The organism is Rhizobium sp. AN5 (genome assembly GCF_900215255.1).
Lineage (GTDB): Bacteria > Pseudomonadota > Alphaproteobacteria > Rhizobiales > Rhizobiaceae > Agrobacterium > Agrobacterium tumefaciens.
In genome coordinates, this window is record NZ_OCMJ01000004.1 from 2,388,209 (window position 1) to 2,409,793 (window position 21,585).

The window sequence follows — 21,585 nt, forward strand, 5'->3', positions numbered from 1 at the left end:
GACGAAGACCGCTGAAAACCGATAGCGTCACAGAAAACCGGGCATGGTGAGACAGATTTCATGGCCCGGTTCCCGCCCTTTATTGTATCAGTTTGAGGACAGAAAGATCGACACGCCGTTCGAGCGATGTGCCGCTTTCATCGAACAGATGGCAATCCGACGCCTTGATACCGGTGACGATGGTTTCATCGACGACAACAGGCGCAGAACCGGAAAGAAGCGCGCAATAATTTTCACCCGTGGGCGCGACGCCATAAGCGATCGTATTCACACCCAGCCGCTCGATAACGCTGGGCGCGACCTTGATATTCAGGTCGGCCGTTTCGAGACCGGTGTGTTCCGGGCGAATGCCGAGCGTCAGTTGCGTGCCTTCAAGACCGGCGCGCGGCTCCACCGGCACGGTGATTGTCTGGCCCTCATACTCCACGGTCACACCATCGGCGCTGACGGATTTACAGGTGACCTTCAGGAAATTCATTTTCGGATTGCCGATGAAACCGGCGACGAACAGGTTTGCGGGCTTGTGGTAAAGTTCCAGCGGCGCGCCGACCTGGGAGATTTCACCCGCATTCAGCACCACGATGCGGTCGGCCATGGTCATGGCTTCCACCTGGTCATGCGTTACGTAGATCATCGTCGCCTTCAGCGTCCGATGCAGATTGGTGAGCTCAATACGCATGTCGGCGCGAAGTGCAGCGTCAAGGTTGGAGAGCGGCTCGTCGAACAGGAAGATCTTCGGCTCGCGAACGATGGCGCGGCCGATCGCTACACGCTGGCGCTGGCCACCGGACAACATGCCGGGACGCTGCTGCAGGCGCTGGTCGAGTTGCAGGATCTTGGCGACGGCCTCGACCTTTTCCTTGATCTTGCCCTCTTCCATCTTTTCGACGCGGAGGGGAAAAGCGATGTTTTCAAAAACCGTCATATGCGGATAGAGCGCATAGGACTGGAACACCATGGCGATGCCGCGTCTAACCGGCGGCAAGTCATTGACCTTCACGCCGTTGATGACGATGTCGCCGGCGGAAATATCCTCAAGGCCGGCGATCATGCGCAGCAATGTGGATTTACCGCATCCCGAGGGGCCGACAAAAACGACGAACTCGCCATCCCTGATGTCGAGCTGAACGCCCTTGATGACTTCGAAATGTCCATAGTTCTTGCGGACGTTGTTGAGATAAAGCTGACCCAAAACTTGCCTCTCCCGTCACCAGCCGACATCAGGCTGCGTTCAGAGACGTTCCGCGACACGGGAAAATCGCGCCTTATCGGAACCGTTGAAACACACGAGAAGCTCCTGCCGTCATAGCGGCGGGTATTCTCGCAACGAATTATGAGGTTGCGGGCGACCTGCGCCCGCAACCGTATAAATGTGGATTACTTGTACTGCTCGAGAGCGGCAGAGGCCTTCTTTGCGGCATCTTCCGGTGTCGCCTTGCCGGTAACGACAGACTGCACCATCTCAATCATCGTGTCCTGGAAGCCCTTGTAGTCAGTGAAGAGCGGCTCGGGACCGCCATAGGCGATACCGTCGATCAGCGGCTTCCAGAAGGGGTCCTTGGCGATGAACTCATCAACCTTCGGCGACGGACGAAGCGGGGTCAGGCCAGCACCGCCCTGCAGTTCGTATTCGCCCTGCGGGCCGGGAGAAGTGATGAACTTGGCGAATTCGGTCGCCTTTTCTTCGACACCGGTTCCCTTGAAGATCGCGAGGCTGTCGGTGATGAGCAGCGTGCCGGGACCCTTGGCTTCAGGGCCGAGCGGCAGGGTTGCGATACCCCAGTTGATCTTGGTTTCCTGCAGGCGGGTTGCAGCACCCGATCCCGCCTGGATCATGCCAACCTTGCCATCGAGGAAGATGGCGCGGATTTCGTTCTGCTCGTAGGCCGTCGGACCTTCGACGGAGTAAGGCGTGATGTCCTTGTAGGCCTTCAGAGCTGCAAGAACCTGCGGGCTGTCGACGGTGATCTTGTCGCCGTCGATGACCTTGCCGTTATTGGTGTAAACCCAGTGCATGAACTGGTGCATGGTGTTGTCGAAGGTCTTGGCGGGCAGACCATAACCGGCGACGCCGGTCTTTTCCTTGATCTGCTTGGCAAAGGCGATCTCTTCAGCCCAGGTCTTCGGCGGCACTTCGGGATCGAGACCGGCCTGCTTGAAGAGGTCCTTGTTCCAATAGAGCGCCTTGGTCGAGAAGGCGACCGGCACGCCCCACTGCGTATCCTCGAAGGTAACCGTGTCGACGATGTTAGGGTAATAGGTCTTCTTCTCGTCTTCCGTCATCGGCACCGGAACGATGAGGTCGTTCTGGGCGAACTGCTTCAGCGTGCGCGAACCGACATAGGCCATGGCGACCGGAGTGCCGGCGGCAGCGAGCGTGGTTGCCTTGTCCTGGCACTGCGCCCAGCCGACGACTTCAGGAACGACCTTGTATCCGGCATTCTTGCCTTCCCATTCCTTGATGTATTTTTCATGGATGGGGTCCATCTTGTCGCCGCAATAGATCCAGCTGATCTCCTTGTCGGCGGCGTGTGCCGCCACCGTGCCAAGGGCAGTGGAACCGGCAAATGCGAAGGCGCAAAGCGCCAATCCGTAATGTTTCAGTGCCATAGATAGTCTCCCGTTTTCTGGTGGTCGTTCCTATTGTTGATTATTTCACCGCGCCGGCGGTAAGCCCGCTGACGAGATAGCGTTGCATGAAGAAGATGACGACCATGGCCGGCGCAATGCCGACGAAGCTGGCCGCCATCAACTCATTCCAGACGACTTCCTGACGACCGAAATAGGCAAACAGGCCGATGGGCAGCGGCATATATTCGGTCTTGGAATTGAAGGTGAGCGCGAAGATGAACTGCTGCGCATAAGCACCGATGAAGGTGGTGATGGACACGACGGCGACGCCAGGCATCGCAAGCGGCAGGATCACCCGGCGGAAGGTATAGAAATAGCTCGCGCCATCAACATAGGCCGCCTCTTCCAGTTCGCGCGGAATACGCAGCATGTAGGTCCGCAAAAGCCAGATGGCGGTGGGGATCAAAAAGGCGGCGCCGGGAATGATCATCGCCAGATAGGTGTTCAGCACGCCCATATTGCGCATCAGCCGGTAAAGCGGGATCAGAAGCACCGCACCGGAGAACATGTTGATCGCCAGAAACGCGCCGAGCAATTGCCCGCGACCGCGAAACTGGAAACGCGCAAAAGCATAGGACGCCGGCACAACCAGAAGCAGAACGATGATCGTCGATATCGTTGAGATGAAGAAGGAGTTGAAGACGTAGCGGGCAAAGCCGGGAACGCTGACCCACATTGTCCGATAAGCTTCGAAGGAGCCGTTTTCCGGCCAAAACTTATACGGTGACGAAAAAAGCAGGCTGAGCGGTTTCAGCGAAACAAGAAACCCTTCCACAAACGGCGCCAGCACGAAGGTCAGGAATACGGCGATGCCGCAATAAATCCCGACGATCTCATACCACCTGTAACGGTTGATCATCGCATTTTTGTCGGTCATCGGCTGGTCTCCTGCGAGATACGGCTGGTGATGCGGAAGTAGAAGTAGGTGAATATGGACAGGAAGATGCAGATCAGCACCGCACGCGCTGCGCCCTCACCGTATTTGTAGGAACCGATCGCCGTCTTGTAGGTGTCGATGATCATGGTCGTCGTCTGGCCCGTCGGTCCGCCCTGTGTCAGGATCCAGATGATGTCGAAGGAATTGAAGGTCGAAATCAGCGAGATCATCGACATGGTGATCATGGCCGGCAGCATCAGCGGCAACGTGATGCGGCGGAAGCGGTAGGTGCGGCTGGCGCCGTCGGTCCAGGCTGCCTCGTAAAGATCCTGCGGAATGGCCTGAATTGCCGCCAGCAGATAAAGCGTCACCATCGGCACGCCGATCCATACGTCGGTGATGATGGTCGCCCAGAAAGCCGTGCTGCCATAGGCGAGGAAAGCGACTGGACCATCCACCAGGCCAAGATTCTGGAGAACACCGGAAATCATGCCGAACTGGCCGTTATACATCCAGCCCCACATGAAGATGCCGATAGCCATCGGCACGATCCATGGCGGCATCGTCAGGATGCGAAACAGGGCCCGACCGGGAACGGCCGAATTCAGCAACACCGCACCGAAGGTGCCGATGATCATCTTTATCGAGACGGAAAAGAACGTCCAGATAAAGGTCCGCGTGATGACCCCGGCGAAAGTCTCGTTGAAGATCTTCTCGTAATTGATGAAACCCACCCAGTTCGTCGTCTTTTTCAACGACGCGTCCGTGAAGGACAGGATGAATGTATCGACGAGCGGATAAGCAACAATAACAGTGATGTATAGAAGCGCCGGCAAAAGAAGAAGCCAGGCAAAGATGACCGCGCTGCGTTTCGCATCCATCGCAGCGCCCCCTTAAGCCGATTTCACAGCGGGCGACTTCAACTGCCCGTGGAGCGCCAGATCATATTCCTCCCACACCGGCTTGAGATCGACCACCTTGCGGCCATGGCGCGCTTCGTCCATGGCGAGCGCCAGAATACCGGCCTCGATCGCATCGAGCGCGGAAACCGGCAGGGGCGTCCCCTTGACGACATGGTTGATCACGTCCTCGGCCATCTGCTCATCCGCGCCATAATGCTGGGAGAGCACGGTTGCCGCCGAATAGGTCTTGGCAACGGTCTTTTCGTTGGTGCGGGCATTGTGCACGTTCAGGAAGCCGCGCACGAAATCGCCCTCCGCCATGCCCTTGGCGCCGATGACGCAGAAACGGCGGAAATCGTCGGGAACGTTCAGATTGGTATGGAAGGCGAGCGATGCGCCATTTTCATATTCGACGATCGCGGTCTGGTAGTCGATGATATCGCCGTCGCTGTCGAAAACCTTGTCGGAACCCATCCAGCCGCTCGGCTTGCGATGGTAGACTTCCATGTCGTTGATGCCGTCATTATGCGGAGCATTTGCAGGCGTGAAGCTCTTGCGCCCGCCAAAGCTCGACACGAAACGCGGCCGGGCACCTACCACGCCATTATAGAGATCGAGGTCGTGGCAGCATTTTTCCAGCATGAAGGAGCCGGAATAGTTCTCGTAACGCCGCCAGTCGCGCATGAAGAACGCGCCATGATAGGGCGGGATATGTTCCGAAGCCTCGATGGAGACGACGTCACCCAGCTTGCCTTCGGCCTGCGCGGCACGCAGATCGCGGTAAAGCGGCGAGTAACGCAGGACCAGACCGACCAGCAGCCGCTCATGTCCATGCTTGTTGAGCAACCGGGCGAGTTCGAGGCTTTCCTCGATGCTGACGACGATGGGTTTTTCGGAGAAGATGGTGCAACCGGCTTCAAGCCCGATGCGGATATGCTCCAGATGCATATGGTTCGGTGAGCCAATCATCAAAAGGTCGAATGTCTCGCCGGCGATCAGCGCCTCGGGGCTTTCATAGGCCTTGCCAGCCGAAATGCCCTTTTCCTCAAGACCCGGCAGACCGGCCGGGGCAGGATCGACATAACCGACGATCTCGAAATCCTTGTCGATCTCGTGAAAAACGTAGCCCAGATAACCGAGACGGAATCCGAGTCCGATAATTCCCACCTTCATGAACTTTGTTCCCTGTTCACTCGTAATTCATTTTCGCAGAAGCAACCATTTCTGTGCTGGTTATTCTGATATCTGCGATAATTTTCCGCCACGATGAAATTAATTTTCATAACGGTCAAGTTAAATTCGATCTCGCAAATCCTCGTGAGGACCGGAGACCGATTTCCCCAGCGGAGACAGGCGCAAGATAGAGCGCCGCCAGCCACCGATACAAAAACAATACCAAAAAAATGCCAATCGTCTATAGCAATTCCAATTGCCGGAAATTTTTTTTGGTTAATGCGAAAATTTCAAGCAAGAGGCCTTATTATTCGGCAAATGATCGAAAAAACCACCGATCAATCGTACAAATCCACTAATGGTTCTATTTTGGTATTGCCGATTGTGACGCATATGGTATAGCCGGAATTCGCCACATCGATTGTGACAGAGGTTATGGATGAACGGGGCAGCGCTTAATCTGGACGACCTGCAATCGGGAGGCGGCGGCCCGCTTTACCTGAAACTGCGTCAGACGATTGAAGACGCCATCAATGGCGGCCGCCTCAAACATGGCGATGCCCTGCCGCCCGAGCGCGACATTGCCGAAAGTGCCTGCGTCAGCCGCGTCACGGTGCGCAAGGCTGTGGACGATCTCGTGCGCGACGGACTTCTCGTCCGCAGGCATGGCTCGGGCACCTTTGTCGTCAAACCCATCACCCGTATGCAGCAGCCGTTGACCAAGCTTACCTCGTTTACGGAGGATATGCGCCGCCGGGGAATGGTGGCGAGCACGCGCTGGCTTGAGAGAGGCCTGTTTTACCCCACCGGTGACGAGATGATGGCTCTCGGCCTTTCCCAATCCGCCATGGTTGCCCGGTTGACGCGACTGCGCCTTGCCAACGACCAGCCGATCGCGCTCGAAGTCACGAGCCTGCCGGGCGATATTCTGCCGGACCCGCAGCTGGTGGAAAACTCGCTTTATCAGGAGCTTGCGAAAAGCGATATTCGCCCCGTTCGCGCTATCCAGCGCATCTCCGCGCGCAACCTTACGGATGAGGAGACGCTGCTGCTTGGGGTTCCACCGGGGTCTGCTGCACTTTCCGTGCAGCGCATGGCCTATCTCGAAAGCGGGCGCCTCATGGAAATATCGCGTGCCCTTTATCGCAGCGACGCCTACGACCTCGTCGCCGAACTGACGATGACCTCCGACTGAAACACATCGACCAAGGACAGAAAACGATGACAACCCTGATGCGCCAGGAAATCAACGAGATTCCCGATGCCGTCGCCCGTCTGCTGGACAATACCAGTGCCGACTTCCGGCAGGCCGGAGACAAGCTGAAAGCCCGTGACCCGGCCGTTATCGTCACCATTGCGCGCGGATCGTCCGATCACGCCGCGCATTTCCTGAAATATGCGATCGAGTTACAGACGGGGCTTCCAGTCGCCTCGCTCGGCCCTTCGCTCGCCTCGATCTACCAGACGAAACTGCGGCTGGAACGGGCGGCAGCCTTCGCCGTATCGCAATCGGGCAAAAGCCCTGACATCGTCGCGTTGGCGGAGAGCGCCCGCAAGGGCGGAGCGCTTACCTTCTCCCTCGTGAACACCCTGCCCTCCCCCCTTGGAGACGCAGCCAATCACGCCATCGACATCCAGGCGGGACCGGAAAAGGCGGTTGCCGCAACCAAGTCCTTCGTCAACTCCATTGTCGCCGGTCTGGCCATCCTTGCCGAATGGACGGAAGACAGCCTGCTCGCGAAGGCCGTCAGCACCCTGCCGCAGAACTTCGCCAAAGCGATCGCACTTGACTGGAGCCATATTGGCGAGGCTGTGAAGGGTGAGGATTCACTTTATATGCTGGGCCGAGGGCCCGCCCTTGCGATTGCTGCGGAAGCCGCACTTAAGTGCAAGGAAACCTGCGAGCTGCACGCGGAGGCCTATTCGTCTGCAGAAGTCATGCACGGTCCGGTTTCGCTGGTCGCACCGAAATTTCCGGTGATCGCCTTTGCCGCGCGCGACCGCGCCGAGACCTCCGTTACGGATATTGCCGCAAGCCTTGCCCATAAAGGCGCCAATGTTTTCGTCACATCCGCCAAGGGTAGCCCGGCCAAGCCCTTGCCCTTCGTGGAAACCAACCATCCCCTGACCGATGCATTGCTGCTTATCGCGCCGTTTTACGGCTTCATCGAGCAATTGTCGCGCGCAAGAGGCTTCAACCCGGATGCTCCCGTGGCATTGAAGAAGGTGACTGAAACCCAATGAGCGGCATAAAGGCATTTGTCGGCGCCCGCATTTTCGATGGCGCCGAATGGCATGATGACAAGGTGCTCCTGATCCGCGACGGGCGCGTTGCCGCTGTCCTGGACAGCGTGCCCGCCGACGCCGAAGTGATCGATGTGGAGGGGTTGTTGATCGCGCCGGGCTTCATCGACCTTCAGGTCAATGGCGGTGGCGGCGTCATGTTCAACAACCAGCCGGATGTGGCTGGCATTGCCCGCATCTGCTCCGCCCACGCCCAGTTCGGCACGACGGCTTTGATGGTTACGCTCATCACCGACCGGTCGGACGTGACTTCCAGGGCGGCGCAGGCGGGCATTGCCGCGGGCAAGGAGCATGTGCCCGGTTTCCTCGGCCTGCATTTTGAGGGGCCGCATCTTTCCGTCGCCCGCAAGGGCACGCATGATCCGGCGCTGATCCGCAAGATGGAGACAGACGACCTCGCGGTCCTGACCGGCTGCAAGGCGGAACTCCCCTTCGTGCTGACAACCATTGCCCCGGAAAATGTTACTGTCGAGCAGGTTGCAGCACTCAGCGACGCCGGCATCGTCGTCAGCCTCGGCCATACCGACACCGGTCTCGATGTTGCGACGGCCTATGCTGATGCAGGTGCATCCATGGTGACGCATCTCTTCAATGCCATGAGCCCGCTTGGCCACCGCGAGCCGGGGCTGGTTGGGGCCGCACTTTCGAACGGCAAGCTGCATTGCGGGCTTATAGCCGACGGATTCCATGTCGATCCGGCCGCAATCGGCATTGCGCTGCGCGCCAAGAATGGCCCGGCCCGCATCTTCCTTGTCACCGACGCCATGTCCACCATCGGCACGGATGATGACGGTTTCGAACTGAACGGCCGGCGCGTCTATCGCAACGGTGGACGGCTAACGCTGGCCGACGGCACGCTGGCGGGAGCGGATATAGACATGCTCTCCTGCATCCGCTTCATGCGTGAGAAGATGGAAATGCCGCTGGAAGAAGCTTTGCGAATGGCATCCGCCTATCCGGCGCAGGCAATCGGCGCCGCCGGCAAGGGAAAACTCCTGCCCGGTTTCGATGCTGATTTCGTGATGCTGACACCAGACCTCCAGATGCATTCAACATGGATTGGTGGAGAAAAAATCTACGATGCCACACGTTCCGGAGTCTGAACCATGATCGTTTGTTTCGATATTGGCGGAACGACCATCAAGGGCGCGATTGCTCATGCCCCGGACGATATTCGCCCCGTCCCACGCATACCAACGCCCAAAACCAGCTTCGAAGACTTCGCCGCCGGCCTGAAATCCGTCATCGACAACAGCGGCGGCACACCCGACTGCGTATCACTGTCGATCGCGGGCGTCATCGATCTTGATACGGGAAAGGCGACAGTCGCCAATATTCCAAGCATTCACCGCAGAACGTTAAAAGACGACCTGGAAAAAGCCCTGAACCTTCCCGTTATCGTTTCGAACGATGCGGATTGTTTCGTGATCGCCGAATCGGAAATCGGCTCCGGACAAGGACATCGCGTCGTCTTCGGCGTTATCCTTGGAACAGGTGTCGGCGGCGGGCTGGTGATTGACGGCAAGCTCATCAACAGCGACGGCGGTTTTGCCGGCGAATGGGGACATGGGCCAGTGGCCGCGACGTTGGCCGGCAATCCACCGGTATCGCTGCCGCGATTCGAATGCGGCTGCGGCCTTACCGGCTGTGTCGACGCGATCGGCAGCGCGCGCGGCATGGAAAAGTTGCATCTACATCTTCACGGGCAGGATATGACCAGTGAGGATATTATTGCCGCCTGGCAGGCAGGTGATGCGCAAGCCGCAAGAACCATCGATGTACTCATTGATATTCTCGCCTCGCCGCTGGCGATGGTGATCAATGTCACCGGCGCAACCATCGTGCCCGTCGGCGGCGGGCTTTCGAATTCAAGGGAACTTGTGACAGCTCTGGACGAGGCCGTCAGGGGCCGCATTCTCAGGCGCTTCGACAGGCCCCTCGTCGTGCCTGCCATTTGCCGGATCGAGCCGGGTCTGATCGGTTCCGCCGTTATCGGGCTGAAATATGCCAAGGAAATCGTGAACGCGGCTTAAGCCGCGTCACACCGTCTCGATCTTTTCCCGACGAAAGCCCAAACCCACCAGCCGGCCGGTCAGATGGGCAAAAAGTGGAAACCGCATGATCGCCCGAACGATGGCGGGTGGGCCTTTCGGCTTTTCCGCCGTTTCCGTCTGCTCTTTCTTGCGACCGACACGCATCATCCGCTGCAAGAACTGCGTGGCCTTGGTTGGAAAGGATCGCCGTTTCTCTATGGCGGCAAGGTCGTCATCGGCAATGGCCCGGCCGGATGTGAATACCGGCACCAGAACATTGGCCGCAGCAACCGCATCCTGAATGGCAAGATTGATGCCGACACCGCCAACGGGCGACATGGCATGGGCCGCATCGCCGATGCAGATCAGGCCGGGTTTCCACCAGCGCTTCAACCGGTCGATACGGACGGTGAGCAGATGCACGTTATCCCAGCTCGTAATTTCGTCGAGCCTCTCGCGCGGGAAAGGGCAGATCTCCGCAACCCGGTTCCTGAAGGCTTCAAGTCCCTCAATCTTCATGTCAGCAAAAAAGCCCTTGCGCACCACGTACCCGCATTGCCAGTAGTCACCGCGGTTGATCATCACGAAACCCTGCCGCGAACCCGCATGGCCCATGGTGTCGGCCGGATCACCCGGCTGTTTCGAAAGGCGCATCCACAGCACCTCGGTCGGGATGCCGAAGCGCTGTACTTCAAGCCCCGCCGCCTCGCGGACGATGGAGTTGCGGCCATCCGCGCCCACCACAAGATCAGCGGCGATCTCGATTGCGCCTTCCGGCGTATTGACCATGAGGCCACCAACACGCCCGTCGCGCTCGATCAGGCCGGTTACCGGCGCATTCATCAGCAGCCGGAAATTCTCATATTGCCCGGCCTTGCCGACGATGAAATTGAGAAAATCCCATTGCGGCATGAAGGCAATGAAACGATGATGGACCGGCAGCCGCGAAAAATCCGCGATCGTGATACGCTCGCCGCCGATGACTGCGTTCAGCCGTGGCGCACGCGTATGCGGGAGGCTCAGGAACTCCTCGGCGAAACCCAACTGCTCCATCAGTTCAAGCGTGGAGGGGTGGATGGTGTCGCCGCGAAAATCGCGCAGAAAATCTCCGTGTTTCTCGACAACCGTTACGTCTATACCGCTGCGGGCAAGCAAAAGGCCGAGCATCAGGCCGGCCGGCCCGCCACCGGCCACGACGACGGACGTGCGGATGTGCTGAACGGCCCTGCCGTCATTCTCCGGCACGACTTTCGCTTCTTCCATCACCGTCTCCCTGTCCGTTAAACGTCTCTATCGTGCATCCGCCGCCGGCAGGTTCGCATTTTTCGGCTGTGGCCAGCCATGTGCATCGAAACGGAAAAGCATTTCGGAGCGGGCAAAGATAAAGGCGAAGGCCATGGCCGTCCACATGCCAAGCAACAGCCCGGCGGCCACATCGCTTGGATAATGCGCGCCGACGATGACGCGCGAAACACCAATGACAAGCGCAAGCAGCAGGAACGCCCAGCGGAAGCGCGGCATCAGCATGGCGAAAACACCGAAAAACGCCCCGGCAGCCGTCGAATGGCCTGACGGAAAGCTCTCATAAAGATTGTCACCGGTAAAAGGCGTGAGGCTGTAGGCACCCATTTCCAGAAAAAGCTCCGGCCGCGCCCGCCCGATCAGGAATTTCAGCGTGTGGACCAATACGCTCGCCGTTCCGATCGTCAGAAAGAAGTAAGCGAGAAGCCGCCATGCCGTTCTCAGCCGGCCGGCATAGGTCCGCGCCTGCAGGACCCGCGCGCCGACATAGGCGAGTATGGCAAGAGCGCCGGTGGAATAAAGCATCCAGCTGAACGTACCGAAATCGGTAATGGAGCGATTGAAGGAAACTATCCTTCCCGGCAGGGCCTGAGCATGTTCCGAAAGGCGTGGGTCTAAAGGAATAAAGACCAGAACCAGCACAAGGCTTGCCGCAAAAATCCAACCGCTGGAAACCAGAAAACGTCGCATCAATATTCTCTCATCGTTTTTCTTGCATATGGCTTTGCCATCCGCAAAAACAATAGCCCGGCTGTGTCCTTGTTATGACGGGTTTTCACGAGTAGAGGCTAGTGCATGTCGCCAGAAACCATGCATCGGTTTCGGGCAACCGGAAACGACCGACGGACGGAAGATGACAGATACCAGTGAAATGCCACGCAGGCTGACGATATTAGGTTCGACGGGTTCGATCGGTACGAACACACTGGATGTCGTCCGTCAGCTGGGTGGTCGCAGACAATTCGAGATTATGGCGCTCACCGGCGCTGGGAACATCGATCTTCTGGCGCAACAGGCGCGTGAGTTCGGCGCGCAGCTTGCGGTAACCGCCGAGGATGGCAAATACGAAGCGCTGAAAGCGGCCCTTGCCGGCACCGGCATTGATGTTGCGGCGGGCAAATCCGGCCTCGAAGAAGCGGCCTCGATGGAGGCCGGCTGGGTAATGGCAGCGATTGCCGGAACACCTGGTCTTGCCCCGACACTGACAGCCGCACGGCGCGGCGCAGACATAGCGCTTGCCAACAAGGAATGCCTTGTTTCGGCAGGCGATGTTTTCCTGCGCACGGTCAAACAGGGCGGCGGCAGGTTGATCCCGGTCGATAGCGAACATAGCGCGATCTTCCAGTGCCTGACGGGCGATCACAAACAGGCCGTGGAGCGCATCGTACTCACCGCATCCGGCGGACCGTTCCGCACCTGGTCGCGTGAGCAGATGGCCAATGTCACGGCAGATATCGCCCGTGCCCATCCCAACTGGTCGATGGGGTTGAAGGTATCGATCGGCAGCGCCTCCATGTTCAACAAGGGTCTGGAAATGATCGAGGCGAAATATCTCTTCGATCTCAGGCCCGAGCAGGTCGAAGTGATCGTTCATCCGCAATCGATCATACATTCGATGGTTGGTTATACCGATGGCTCCTACATCGCTCAGCTCGGCTCGCCCGATATGCGAACCGCCATCTCCTATGCCCTCACCTACCCTGAGCGCGGCAATCTTAATGTCGAACGCCTGGATTTTGCCAAGCTGGCGCAACTCGATTTCGAAGCGCCTGATGAAACCCGGTTTCCAGCACTCCGACTGGCGCGCGCGGCGCTGGAGCGCGGAGGCTTGCAGGGCGCGGCCCTGAATGCCGCCGAAGAAACCGCCTTTCACGCCTTCGTCGAAGGCGGCATCGGTTTTCTCGATATGGCCGAAATCGTCGAAACGGTCATGGACCGCATGCATGACGGCCGATCAGCCAACAGCATCGAAGACGTATTTTCGGCGGACGGGGAAGCCCGCAATCACGCGCGGGAACTGATCGCCAGCAAAGAAAAGGCCGCGTAAACGCGGCCTGATTTTCTCTTGTTTGAACTGCGGCCTTAAGCCACCGCGCGCGCCAGCGCACAATGCGACCAGAGCTGGTGCAACGCGCCAACGAGCTGTTCGATGTCGGCATCGGTGTGCAGCGGTGTCGGCGTGATGCGCAGACGCTCGGTCTTGCGCGGCACGGTTGGATAATTGATCGGCTGCACATAGACGCCGTGATTGTCGAGCAGGATATCCGAAATCCATTTGCACTTGGCGGCATCGCCCACCATGACCGGTACGATATGGCTGGGATTGTCCATATGCGGAATGCCGCGTGCATCCAGAAGCCCCCGCAGCTTGCGCACCCGGTCCTGATGGCGGGCGCGCTCAAAGGGGCTTGCCTTCAAATGCTGGATCGAGGCGATTGCGCCGGCAGCGAGCGACGGCGGCAGGGCCGTCGTGAAGATGAAACCGGAGGCGAAAGAACGGATAAAATCACAGACCGCCGTGGACCCGGCAATATAACCGCCCATCACGCCGAAAGCCTTGCCGAGTGTTCCCTCGATGATCGTCAGGCGATCCATCAGGCCTTCGCGCTCGGCAATGCCGCCGCCGCGCGGTCCGTACATGCCAACAGCGTGGACTTCGTCGAGATAGGTCATGGCGCCATAACGATCGGCAAGATCGCAGATTTCCTTGATAGGCGCGATATCGCCATCCATCGAATAGACGGATTCAAAGGCGATGAGCTTCGGCGCGCTTGGATCGGCTGCCTTGAGCTTTGCCTCGAGATCTTCGAGATCATTGTGCTTCCAGATCACCCGCTCGCAACGGCCGTAACGGATGCCTTCGATCATCGAGGCATGGTTGAGCGCATCGGAGAAAATGATGAGGCCCGGAATTTTCTGGCCAAGTGTGCCAAGTGTCGCCCAGTTGGAAACGTAACCCGACGTGAAGATCAGCGCCGATTCCTTGCCGTGCAGATCGGCAAGTTCCTGTTCCAGCAGGACGTGATGATGGTTGGTCCCAGAAATGTTCCGGGTGCCTCCCGCACCCGCGCCACAGTGATCAATGGCGGCTTTCATGGCTTCGATGACTTTAGGGTTCTGGCCCATGCCCAGATAATCGTTGGAACACCAGACGGTTACGTCCTTGCGCTCGCCATTGGCGTTGTACCGTGTCGCGCGGGGAAAATTGCCCTGCTGGCGTTCGATATCCGCAAAAACGCGATAGCGTCCCTCAGAATGCAGGCTCTGCAGTTCCGTCGTAAAAAATGCCTCGAAGTCCATGCCATGCTCCAGAATTGACCAGATCGTTTTCTGCCTCGACACCGGGACCGTCAACCCTTGCGAGCTGCTTTAACCACGTCTGCGTCAATTCGCCGTTGTTTTGAACCATTCCAATAAACCGTTTATAGACGCCGATGAAAAGTACAAAATTGATTCACATCAAAAAACCCGGAAATTTGGAACCTTTTTCAAACGGCGCCGTTGTTTGGGACGCAATCGATTTACGCGCGGAAGAACGCCTGAAAGAGGAGGCTTCCCTAAACGGTATCGAATTGTTAGTTATCTGTGGCGGTCGGAGGTAGCAGTCGCCGCAGATAAATATGGGACGCCTACCGAGCCGAAGAGCTCATTGTAACGTTGGAGAGAGTTTCATGAAAAAGGCAATCATATTTGCGCTGGTCGGCCTGTCGCTTGCAAGCTGCACGCAGACTGAAAAGGGTGCTTCGATCGGTGCCGTTTCCGGTGCGGTCCTGGGCGGCGCTATCACGGGCAACGTTCGTGGCGCGGCAGTGGGCGCGGCGATCGGTGGCGTTGGCGGCGCATTGATCGGCAATGCATCCGAACCGGGCTATTGCTATTATCGCGACCAGTACGGTCAGCGTTACACGGCGCGTTGCCGTTAATAGCTGCACGAGATACCGTTGCACAGAAGCCCCGGTCATCCGGGGCTTTTTGCGTTAAGGCGGGCAAAACACAGTCCGAAGGGTCCTCAACGCCGTTTATTTATGATTAAACTGCACTGTTAACGGACAGGAAACGGGTCAGAGCCATAATAAATGCTCAACCATAAAGCAGCTTATGCGAAGAACACGGACTAACCCGAAGACAGGTATTGCGTATCGGAAAGCTGGCACCGCTCTTGCGGTTGCCCTTACGTTCGCCCTGTACCCGGCGTTTACTCGCGATGCCTTTGCTTTCAAGCTGTTCGGCGTGCGTCTCTGGGGTTCGGAAGAACCGGAGATCGAAGTTATAAATCCCGTCAAATATGCCGTGACGCTGAATGCCGCCGACGCAGACAAATCTCTAAAGGGCAGCCTGGAAAACAGCTCGCTTCTTCTGGCTGACAAGGACAAACCGGCCTCCGGCGATCTCGGCCTTCTGATCAAGGCGCGTGATGACAGGGACAGGCTGATCGCAGCGCTTTACGAAAACGCCCGATATGGCGGCATCGTCAAGGTCATGGTCGCTGGCAAGGATGTGGACGATCTGCCGCCCAATCCGGTGTTCGATCACTCCGCTCCGGTGCCCGTGGTCATCACCGTCACCCCCGGCCCGGTCTTCACGCTCGGCAATATCAGGCTCGAGGGCGATGTGACGGGCCGCAACCTTGAAGAATACGGTCTGGTCACCGGCGGCGATGCCGGATCTCTGGCAATCATCCGCGCCGGCAACAAGCTGATCGATGATCTGAAAGCCGAAGGCCGCCCGCTTGCGAAGCTGACGAAACGCGAGGCCGTTGCAAACCACGCGACGAACACGGTCGACATTACCATGGCTGCCGAAGGTGGCCCCGTGGCACCCCTCGGCGCGGTTACCGTCACCGGCGAAAAAACCGTCGACGGCGACTTCATCCGCCGTTATTCGCGCCTCAATGGCGGCGAACCCTACTCCCCGGAAAAACTGCGCAAGGCCGCAGACCGGCTGCGCCAACTCGGCGTCTTTTCCAGCCTGACAATCAAGGAAGCAGGAACGCTGTCACGCGATGGCTCCATTCCGCTCACCATCGAGGTGTCAGAGGGAAAGCACCGTTATTTCGGCGTCGGCGCACAATATTCCACCACGGAAGGCATTGGCCTCCAGGGGTATTGGGGCCACAGGAACCTGTTCGGGCAGGCGGAATCGCTGCGGATCGAGGGTTCGGTTTCACGCATCGCCGAAGCATCGAGCGTCGAAGGCATGGACTATTCGGCGGGCATCACCTTCACAAAGCCCGGCATGTTCAACCCGCGCACAACATTCAAGACGAGCCTGATCGCCAAGACCGAACATCCCGATACCTATGAGGCGAAGACCATAACGGGAGCCGCCGGTTTCAGTTATGAGCTGAACGACACCGATACCGCAGCAGCCGGTCTCGAGGTGCAATGGGCCGATACCGAAGACGCATTCGGCAAGAACAAATATCTGACCACCTCCATACCGCTGGAATTCGTTCGCGATACGCGCGACGACAAGCTCAATCCCACGGAAGGCTTTCGTGCATCGGTGGCCGCCAAGCCCAGCTATGAAGCGCTGAACGGCACTTTCTTTTCCTCCTTTGAAGGCTCAATTTCGGGTTATAAAGGGCTCGGCGCCGAAGATCGCTTGATCATGGCCGGAAAGCTCTCCGGCGGCGTGCTCGTCGGCGGCAGCAATCTGCAGGACATACCGACCACAAGGCGCTTTTATGCCGGCGGCGGCGGATCGGTGCGCGGCTATAGCTACCAGGAAATATCGCCCTATAATGCAGCCGGTGATGCAACTGGCGGCCGCTCTTACGTGGTTGGCTCCATCGAAGCCCGTATCAAGGTCACCGATACGATCGGCATCGTGCCCTTCATCGATGCGGGTGTGGTATCCGACAGCGTGACCCCTGATTTCTCCGATATCCGGGCTGGCGCCGGTATTGGTTTGCGTTACGCAACGCCCTTCGGGCCTTTGCGTCTTGATGTCGCCATGCCGCTTGAAAAATATGATGGTGGCAACAATTTCGGCATTTATGCTGGCATCGGCCAGTCTTTTTAAACGCCGCCATCGAACACCCTAGCAACAGAGTGTAGATTACGCTTGATGAAAACGTTGATTCGATTGCTGAAATGGCTGGGCTACGCTGCTCTTTGCGGCGTGGTGCTGGTGTTGCTTGCGGTTCTGTTCGTCGGTCTTACCCCGATGGGCGCAAAAATTGCCGCAAAGCAGATTTCATCGCTCGTTTCCACGCCCGACCAGACAATCGAAATCTCTCCACCCAGCGGTCTTTTGACCGGTCGCCTGCGGCTCGACAATGTCACCCTTTCGGATCGGCAGGGACCTTACGCCCGCGTGAACCAGATCGCCGTTGACTGGTCGCCGCTCTCGCTTCTTGCCGGAACCTTCCACGCCGACCGGGTGTCGGCCGGATCGATTGATGTCGATCGCAAACCGCTTCCCGCTGAGCAAACATCGACCAAAAGCTCCGGCAGTTCGTCCCTGCCGATTGAAATCGGCATCGACAGTTTCAATTTCCCCGATATTAGCCTCGGACAATCCCTTCTTGGCCGCGACTTCGAACTGACCGCCGAGGGCAATCTCAAGGCCGCGCAGGACGATATCAGGCTATCGCTGACCGCCCACCGGCAGAGCACTCCGGACGCTGCCATCAATGCAGACATCGCGTTTCTGCCGAATGAAAATGTCTTGAAGCTGAAAGCGGAGATGAAAGAGCCCGAGGGCGGGCTTCTCGCCACGCTGCTCTCGCTTCCGGGCACACCCGCCGTGGCGATCGATGTGAACGGTGAAGGTCCGCTTTCTGACTGGACCGGCACTCTGCGCGGCAACGTCGCCGGCAACCCCGTGCTCAACGTTACCGGCCACCATCTACTTGCAGACGACGGCACGCGGCGTATCGAGGTCGCAGGCGGCGGCCAGCCCGATCTGCTTCTGCCCCCCGCTTTCCGACAGCTTTTTGCCGGCGAGACGAAACTTGATGCAAACGCCACGCTCTCACCACAGGGCCGCATCGAAATCGGCAGCAGCACGCTGGAAACCGGCACATTGCTGCTGACGGCCTCGGGCACCGTGGATCCGAACGGCCAGAACGATCTTAGCGCCAACCTCATCGGCACCGCCGGGCCAGTGGATTTCCGCTGGCCGCTGAACAATGGCGAGATCCAGGCCCTCATCAATGGCCTTGATCTTTCCCTGAAAGGCAACGCTGATGCCGCTCATCTCAACACCACGGCATCGTTACGCAGCCTTTCCCTGCCGCAGGGTAGGCTTGATGATGTCAAGCTGACGGCCAGGAGCGGCAATCTCAACATTGCCGATCGCAGCGGCACCATCGACACCGTTCTCTCCGTCGCACAATCGTCCTTCGTCAGCCCGGATATCGACCGGCTGGTGCGTGCGCCGGTCACCATCAAGGCACCGCTCAGCCTGACCTCGTCGGCTATCGGTTTTGACGGCGCGACGCTGGAGAGCGCCAGTGTCGGCGGAACGCTAAACGGCAGTTTCGACCTCGCCAACAATCGCCTGACATCCAGCGTGCAGCTCTTCGCGTTGCCCGCCACCCTGCCGCCAGCGCTGGCGGAAAAATTCGATACCACCATCGCTTTGCAGGGCGATATCGACGTGATCATTGGCGGGCGCACAAGCGTTCAGAACCTCGTGGTCAAATCCGGAACAATTGAAGCGACAGGTGATGTCAGTCTCGAAAACGATGCGTTGAGCGCCAATCTGACGGGCAAGTTTCCCGCTCTCGAAAAACTGACGCCACAGGCAAAGGGCGTTGCCGATTTTGCAATTGAAGCCAGCGGCGCGCTTGCCGCGCCCGACTTCAATGTCACCTTAAGCTCCGAAAGTGCCACTCTTGCCGGACGGAAGCTTGAAGCCCTGAAGGTCAATGCCGCAGGCAAGGCCGATCCGGCCGCACCGCAGGCAAAACTGACCGCCAGCGGCAGCCTCGACCGGCAGAAGATCGACGCCAACGCCAATGTGGTGCAGACAGAAAACGGCACGGCAATACCCGAGCTTCATGTGGCAGTGGGTCGCAACATCTTGAACGGCAAGCTGCAATTCTCGCAACAATTCCTGCCATCTGGCAATCTGTCGTTCAATTTCCCGGACTTGGCCCTGCTGGCGGCACTTGCCGCGCAACAGGCAGATGGCGATATTGCCGGCGACATCGTACTCAGTAACGATAACGGCCGGATTGCCGCGACGATAAAGGCGAATGGCGGCAGTATCCGCCAGGGCACAACAGTTATTTCGAAGCTCGCTGCCGATATCTCCATTGACGACCTTCAGGCGCTCGCCATCAACGGCAAGGTCAGCGCCGACAGCGTCAATGCCGGCACCGCGGCGATTTCGGGGCTGAATGCGACCATTGGCCATTCCGGCACGACCACCAACTTCGATGTCAACGGACGCTACGACAATGCGCCGCTCGTGGTAAAAGGCAGTGCCAATACCGCAGGATCGCCGATGACCGTGCGGCTCGATGCCTTCTCGGCCGCCCCCAAGGGCATTGCCGTACGGCTCGAAAAGCCGAGTACAATTGCGATCGAGAACGGCACGGCCCGCATCTCCGATCTGACTATCATCACCGGCGACGGGCGCGTCGAGGTAAACGGCACGGCGGGTTCGACACTCGACATCAACGCCAATATCCGCTCGCTTCCCGCGAACCTCGCAAATGCCTTCGCCACCGGGCTGGATGCGGCGGGGAGTATATCCGGGACAGTGAGCGCCAAGGGCACGGCTTCGGACCCGGCGGTCGATTACAATCTGAACTGGACGAATGCCGAGGTTGCCCAGACGCGTGCGGCAGGGCTTGCAGCGCTCGGCATCAAGGCAAACGGCCGTTTCGCCGGCGGCACCCTGCAGATCGATACGAATGTAACCGGTCAGGGCGGCATGTCGCTTTCGGGCGGCGGCTCCCTCGGCATTGCCGGTAACCGTCCGCTTTCCATGGCCTTTTCCGGGAGGTTGCCCTTCTCCGCCGTTGCCGCACAAACCGCAGCACAAGGCCTCGATGTGGACGGCACCGCCGCCATCGATGTGAAGATTTCCGGCAGCGCTTCCGCGCCTGTCGTTACCGGTAGCATCACCACCGATAGTACGCGCCTGACCGATGTGCGCCGTAACCTCACGGTCAACGGGCTGGCAGCAACTGTTACCTTCGATCGTGATCGCGCCGTTATCTCCCGGCTGACGGGAAAGCTTGCGGGCGGCGGAACGATCTCAGGAACCGGTAGCGTCGGTATAACGGGAGGTTCGGGCTTTCCAGCCGACATCACGATCACGCTGGACCGCGCCGGTTACAATGATGGCACGCTGGTGACGACCGTCGTGAGCGGCACGCTGACGCTGAAAGGTCCACTTCTGAATTCGCCCGTGCTTGGGGGCAGGCTGACACTGGACAGAAGCGCCATTACCATTCCGGAGAAGCTTCCGGCCTCGCTGACGGAAATCGATGTCAAGCATAAGAACGCCCCACCACAGGTGCGCGCGCAGGCAAAGGCGCTGGGCGGTGATCAGGGTGGCAGCGGCAGTTCATCCACTATCAATCTTGATCTTCAGGTGAACGCACCAAGCGGCATCTTCGTGCGCGGACGCGGCATCGACGCAGAACTGACCGGCAATCTGACCATTCGCGGTACGGCAGCTGTTCCCGTCATCTCCGGCGGCTTTGAAATGCGCCGTGGACGGCTCGAAATTCTCACCCGCCGTCTCGATTTCAATACGGGCAAGATAACCTTCGGCGGCGGCCTCGTGCCGGTTCTGGATATGGAGGCGCAGTCCACCGCTGGTTCCGCCACCATCACGGTTGCGGTTTCCGGCAATGCCAACGACCCGACATTCGCCTTCTCCTCAACCCCGGCTCTGCCGCAGGATGAGGTTATGGCACAGCTGATCTTCGGCCAATCCATGTCCAAGCTCTCTGCCTTGCAGATCGCGCGGCTGGCGGATGCGGCAGCCCAGCTTGCCGGCGGGCGCTCCACCTCGTTGTTCGACAAGCTCCGAAGCAATCTCGGTGTCGACGATCTCGACATCTCGACGGATTCCGAAGGCCAGGCCCGCGTTTCCGCCGGCAAATATCTCAACGAGCGAACCTATCTCGAACTGCAGCAAAGCGGCGATTCCGGCGCAAAGGCCATCATCAACCTCGATGTCGGGCGCGGCGTGAAGCTGCGCGGTGAAGCGGGCGGTAATGGCGAAGGTGCAGCCGGTATATTTTACGAGAAAGAATATTGAAGTCTTCGCATTTAGGTTTGCGAAACCATCTCATGCTACGAATCTTCCATTGAAGGCGGAAAATATTGTTTCCGGCTGTTCAGGCACCAGGCAGAACGCCAAATTCGCATATGCAAGTGTCGGTGCACTTGCG

16 protein-coding genes are annotated in these 21,585 nt (G+C 58.6%); 8 read left to right on the top strand and 8 right to left on the bottom strand.

All coding sequences use genetic code 11. The features are described from left to right. Positions 1-79: 79 nt before the first annotated feature. From CRP02_RS24370 to CRP02_RS24390, 5 genes are all read right to left on the bottom strand, one after another. Complete coding sequence (locus tag CRP02_RS24370) at positions 80-1,192, bottom strand: ABC transporter ATP-binding protein (RefSeq protein ID WP_003516776.1); 1,113 nt, start codon at positions 1,190-1,192, stop codon at positions 80-82. 185 nt (positions 1,193-1,377) lie between these two features. After that, complete coding sequence (locus CRP02_RS24375; protein WP_003504912.1) at positions 1,378-2,610, bottom strand: ABC transporter substrate-binding protein; 1,233 nt, start codon at positions 2,608-2,610, stop codon at positions 1,378-1,380. 40 nt (positions 2,611-2,650) lie between these two features. Next, positions 2,651-3,508, bottom strand: coding sequence for a carbohydrate ABC transporter permease (locus CRP02_RS24380; protein ID WP_097172527.1), 858 nt, complete (start codon positions 3,506-3,508; stop codon positions 2,651-2,653). Further along, positions 3,505-4,389 (bottom strand): carbohydrate ABC transporter permease, encoded by an 885-nt coding sequence (locus CRP02_RS24385; protein ID WP_003516771.1) that lies wholly within the window; start codon positions 4,387-4,389, stop codon positions 3,505-3,507. Before CRP02_RS24385 ends, CRP02_RS24380 begins: the two co-directional genes overlap by 4 nt. Before the next feature lie 12 nt (positions 4,390-4,401). Continuing rightward, positions 4,402-5,583, bottom strand: a complete 1,182-nt coding sequence (locus CRP02_RS24390) for a Gfo/Idh/MocA family protein (RefSeq protein WP_097172528.1) — start codon at positions 5,581-5,583, stop codon at positions 4,402-4,404. A 439-nt stretch (positions 5,584-6,022) separates the two neighbouring features. Here CRP02_RS24390 and CRP02_RS24400 point away from each other — a divergent pair, with 439 nt between their 5' ends. The 4 genes from CRP02_RS24400 to CRP02_RS24415 are packed head-to-tail and all read left to right on the top strand — an operon-like array spanning position 6,023 to position 9,920. Beyond that, entirely contained in the window at positions 6,023-6,778 is a 756-nt protein-coding gene (locus CRP02_RS24400; RefSeq protein WP_097172529.1) for a GntR family transcriptional regulator, read from the top strand. Positions 6,779-6,804: 26 nt separating this feature from the next. Next, on the top strand, positions 6,805-7,827 hold the full coding sequence (locus tag CRP02_RS24405; RefSeq protein WP_003516766.1) for an SIS domain-containing protein: 1,023 nt from the start codon (positions 6,805-6,807) through the stop codon (positions 7,825-7,827). Then, entirely contained in the window at positions 7,824-8,990 is a 1,167-nt protein-coding gene (nagA, locus tag CRP02_RS24410; protein WP_097172530.1) for an N-acetylglucosamine-6-phosphate deacetylase, read from the top strand. Before CRP02_RS24405 ends, nagA begins: the two co-directional genes overlap by 4 nt. Before the next feature lie 3 nt (positions 8,991-8,993). Beyond that, positions 8,994-9,920: an ROK family protein gene (locus CRP02_RS24415; RefSeq protein ID WP_065703396.1), complete on the top strand. Its 927-nt coding sequence runs from the start codon at positions 8,994-8,996 to the stop codon at positions 9,918-9,920. A gap of 6 nt (positions 9,921-9,926) precedes the next feature. Here CRP02_RS24415 and CRP02_RS24420 read toward each other — a convergent pair whose 3' ends face one another. Both CRP02_RS24420 and CRP02_RS24425 read right to left on the bottom strand, forming a co-directional pair. After that, entirely contained in the window at positions 9,927-11,183 is a 1,257-nt protein-coding gene (locus tag CRP02_RS24420; RefSeq protein WP_097172531.1) for an FAD-dependent oxidoreductase, read from the bottom strand. 27 nt (positions 11,184-11,210) lie between these two features. After that, on the bottom strand, positions 11,211-11,912 hold the full coding sequence (locus CRP02_RS24425; protein ID WP_097100916.1) for a phosphatase PAP2 family protein: 702 nt from the start codon (positions 11,910-11,912) through the stop codon (positions 11,211-11,213). A 163-nt stretch (positions 11,913-12,075) separates the two neighbouring features. Between CRP02_RS24425 and dxr the strand changes: the two genes are divergently transcribed. Further along, a complete protein-coding gene (gene dxr / locus CRP02_RS24430) occupies positions 12,076-13,269 on the top strand; it encodes a 1-deoxy-D-xylulose-5-phosphate reductoisomerase (protein WP_097172532.1) in 1,194 nt (397 codons plus the stop codon). Positions 13,270-13,304: 35 nt separating this feature from the next. Here dxr and hemA read toward each other — a convergent pair whose 3' ends face one another. Further along, positions 13,305-14,522, bottom strand: coding sequence for a 5-aminolevulinate synthase (gene hemA, locus CRP02_RS24435; protein ID WP_003516756.1), 1,218 nt, complete (start codon positions 14,520-14,522; stop codon positions 13,305-13,307). 371 nt (positions 14,523-14,893) lie between these two features. Between hemA and CRP02_RS24440 the strand changes: the two genes are divergently transcribed. The 3 genes from CRP02_RS24440 (at position 14,894) to CRP02_RS24450 (ending at position 21,452) form a co-directional block, all read left to right on the top strand. Beyond that, the gene (locus CRP02_RS24440; protein ID WP_003492347.1) at positions 14,894-15,145 is read left to right on the top strand and encodes a YMGG-like glycine zipper-containing protein; all 252 of its coding nucleotides are present in this window, start codon (positions 14,894-14,896) and stop codon (positions 15,143-15,145) included. 175 nt (positions 15,146-15,320) lie between these two features. Further along, positions 15,321-17,246 carry an autotransporter assembly complex protein TamA gene (locus CRP02_RS24445; protein ID WP_097172533.1) on the top strand — a complete coding sequence of 642 codons (1,926 nt, stop codon included), beginning with the start codon at positions 15,321-15,323 and terminating at the stop codon, positions 17,244-17,246. Positions 17,247-17,291: 45 nt separating this feature from the next. After that, complete coding sequence (locus CRP02_RS24450) at positions 17,292-21,452, top strand: translocation/assembly module TamB domain-containing protein (RefSeq protein ID WP_097172534.1); 4,161 nt, start codon at positions 17,292-17,294, stop codon at positions 21,450-21,452. Positions 21,453-21,585: the final 133 nt, after the last annotated feature.

Bases quoted from the DNA above. Each gene is read 5' to 3' on its own strand.
- CRP02_RS24440 (WP_003492347.1), top strand. From the start codon at position 14,894: ATGAAAAAGGCAATCATATTTGCGCTGGTCGGCCTGTCGCTTGCAAGC.
- CRP02_RS24400 (WP_097172529.1), top strand. From the start codon at position 6,023: ATGAACGGGGCAGCGCTTAATCTGGACGACCTGCAATCGGGAGGCGGC.
- CRP02_RS24445 (WP_097172533.1), top strand. From the start codon at position 15,321: ATGCGAAGAACACGGACTAACCCGAAGACAGGTATTGCGTATCGGAAA.
- CRP02_RS24380 (WP_097172527.1), bottom strand. From the start codon at position 3,508: ATGACCGACAAAAATGCGATGATCAACCGTTACAGGTGGTATGAGATC.
- nagA (WP_097172530.1), top strand. From the start codon at position 7,824: ATGAGCGGCATAAAGGCATTTGTCGGCGCCCGCATTTTCGATGGCGCC.
- dxr (WP_097172532.1), top strand. From the start codon at position 12,076: ATGACAGATACCAGTGAAATGCCACGCAGGCTGACGATATTAGGTTCG.
- CRP02_RS24420 (WP_097172531.1), bottom strand. From the start codon at position 11,183: ATGGAAGAAGCGAAAGTCGTGCCGGAGAATGACGGCAGGGCCGTTCAG.
- CRP02_RS24385 (WP_003516771.1), bottom strand. From the start codon at position 4,389: ATGGATGCGAAACGCAGCGCGGTCATCTTTGCCTGGCTTCTTCTTTTG.
- hemA (WP_003516756.1), bottom strand. From the start codon at position 14,522: ATGGACTTCGAGGCATTTTTTACGACGGAACTGCAGAGCCTGCATTCT.
- CRP02_RS24405 (WP_003516766.1), top strand. From the start codon at position 6,805: ATGACAACCCTGATGCGCCAGGAAATCAACGAGATTCCCGATGCCGTC.
- CRP02_RS24390 (WP_097172528.1), bottom strand. From the start codon at position 5,583: ATGAAGGTGGGAATTATCGGACTCGGATTCCGTCTCGGTTATCTGGGC.
- CRP02_RS24375 (WP_003504912.1), bottom strand. From the start codon at position 2,610: ATGGCACTGAAACATTACGGATTGGCGCTTTGCGCCTTCGCATTTGCC.
- CRP02_RS24415 (WP_065703396.1), top strand. From the start codon at position 8,994: ATGATCGTTTGTTTCGATATTGGCGGAACGACCATCAAGGGCGCGATT.
- CRP02_RS24450 (WP_097172534.1), top strand. From the start codon at position 17,292: ATGAAAACGTTGATTCGATTGCTGAAATGGCTGGGCTACGCTGCTCTT.
- CRP02_RS24425 (WP_097100916.1), bottom strand. From the start codon at position 11,912: ATGCGACGTTTTCTGGTTTCCAGCGGTTGGATTTTTGCGGCAAGCCTT.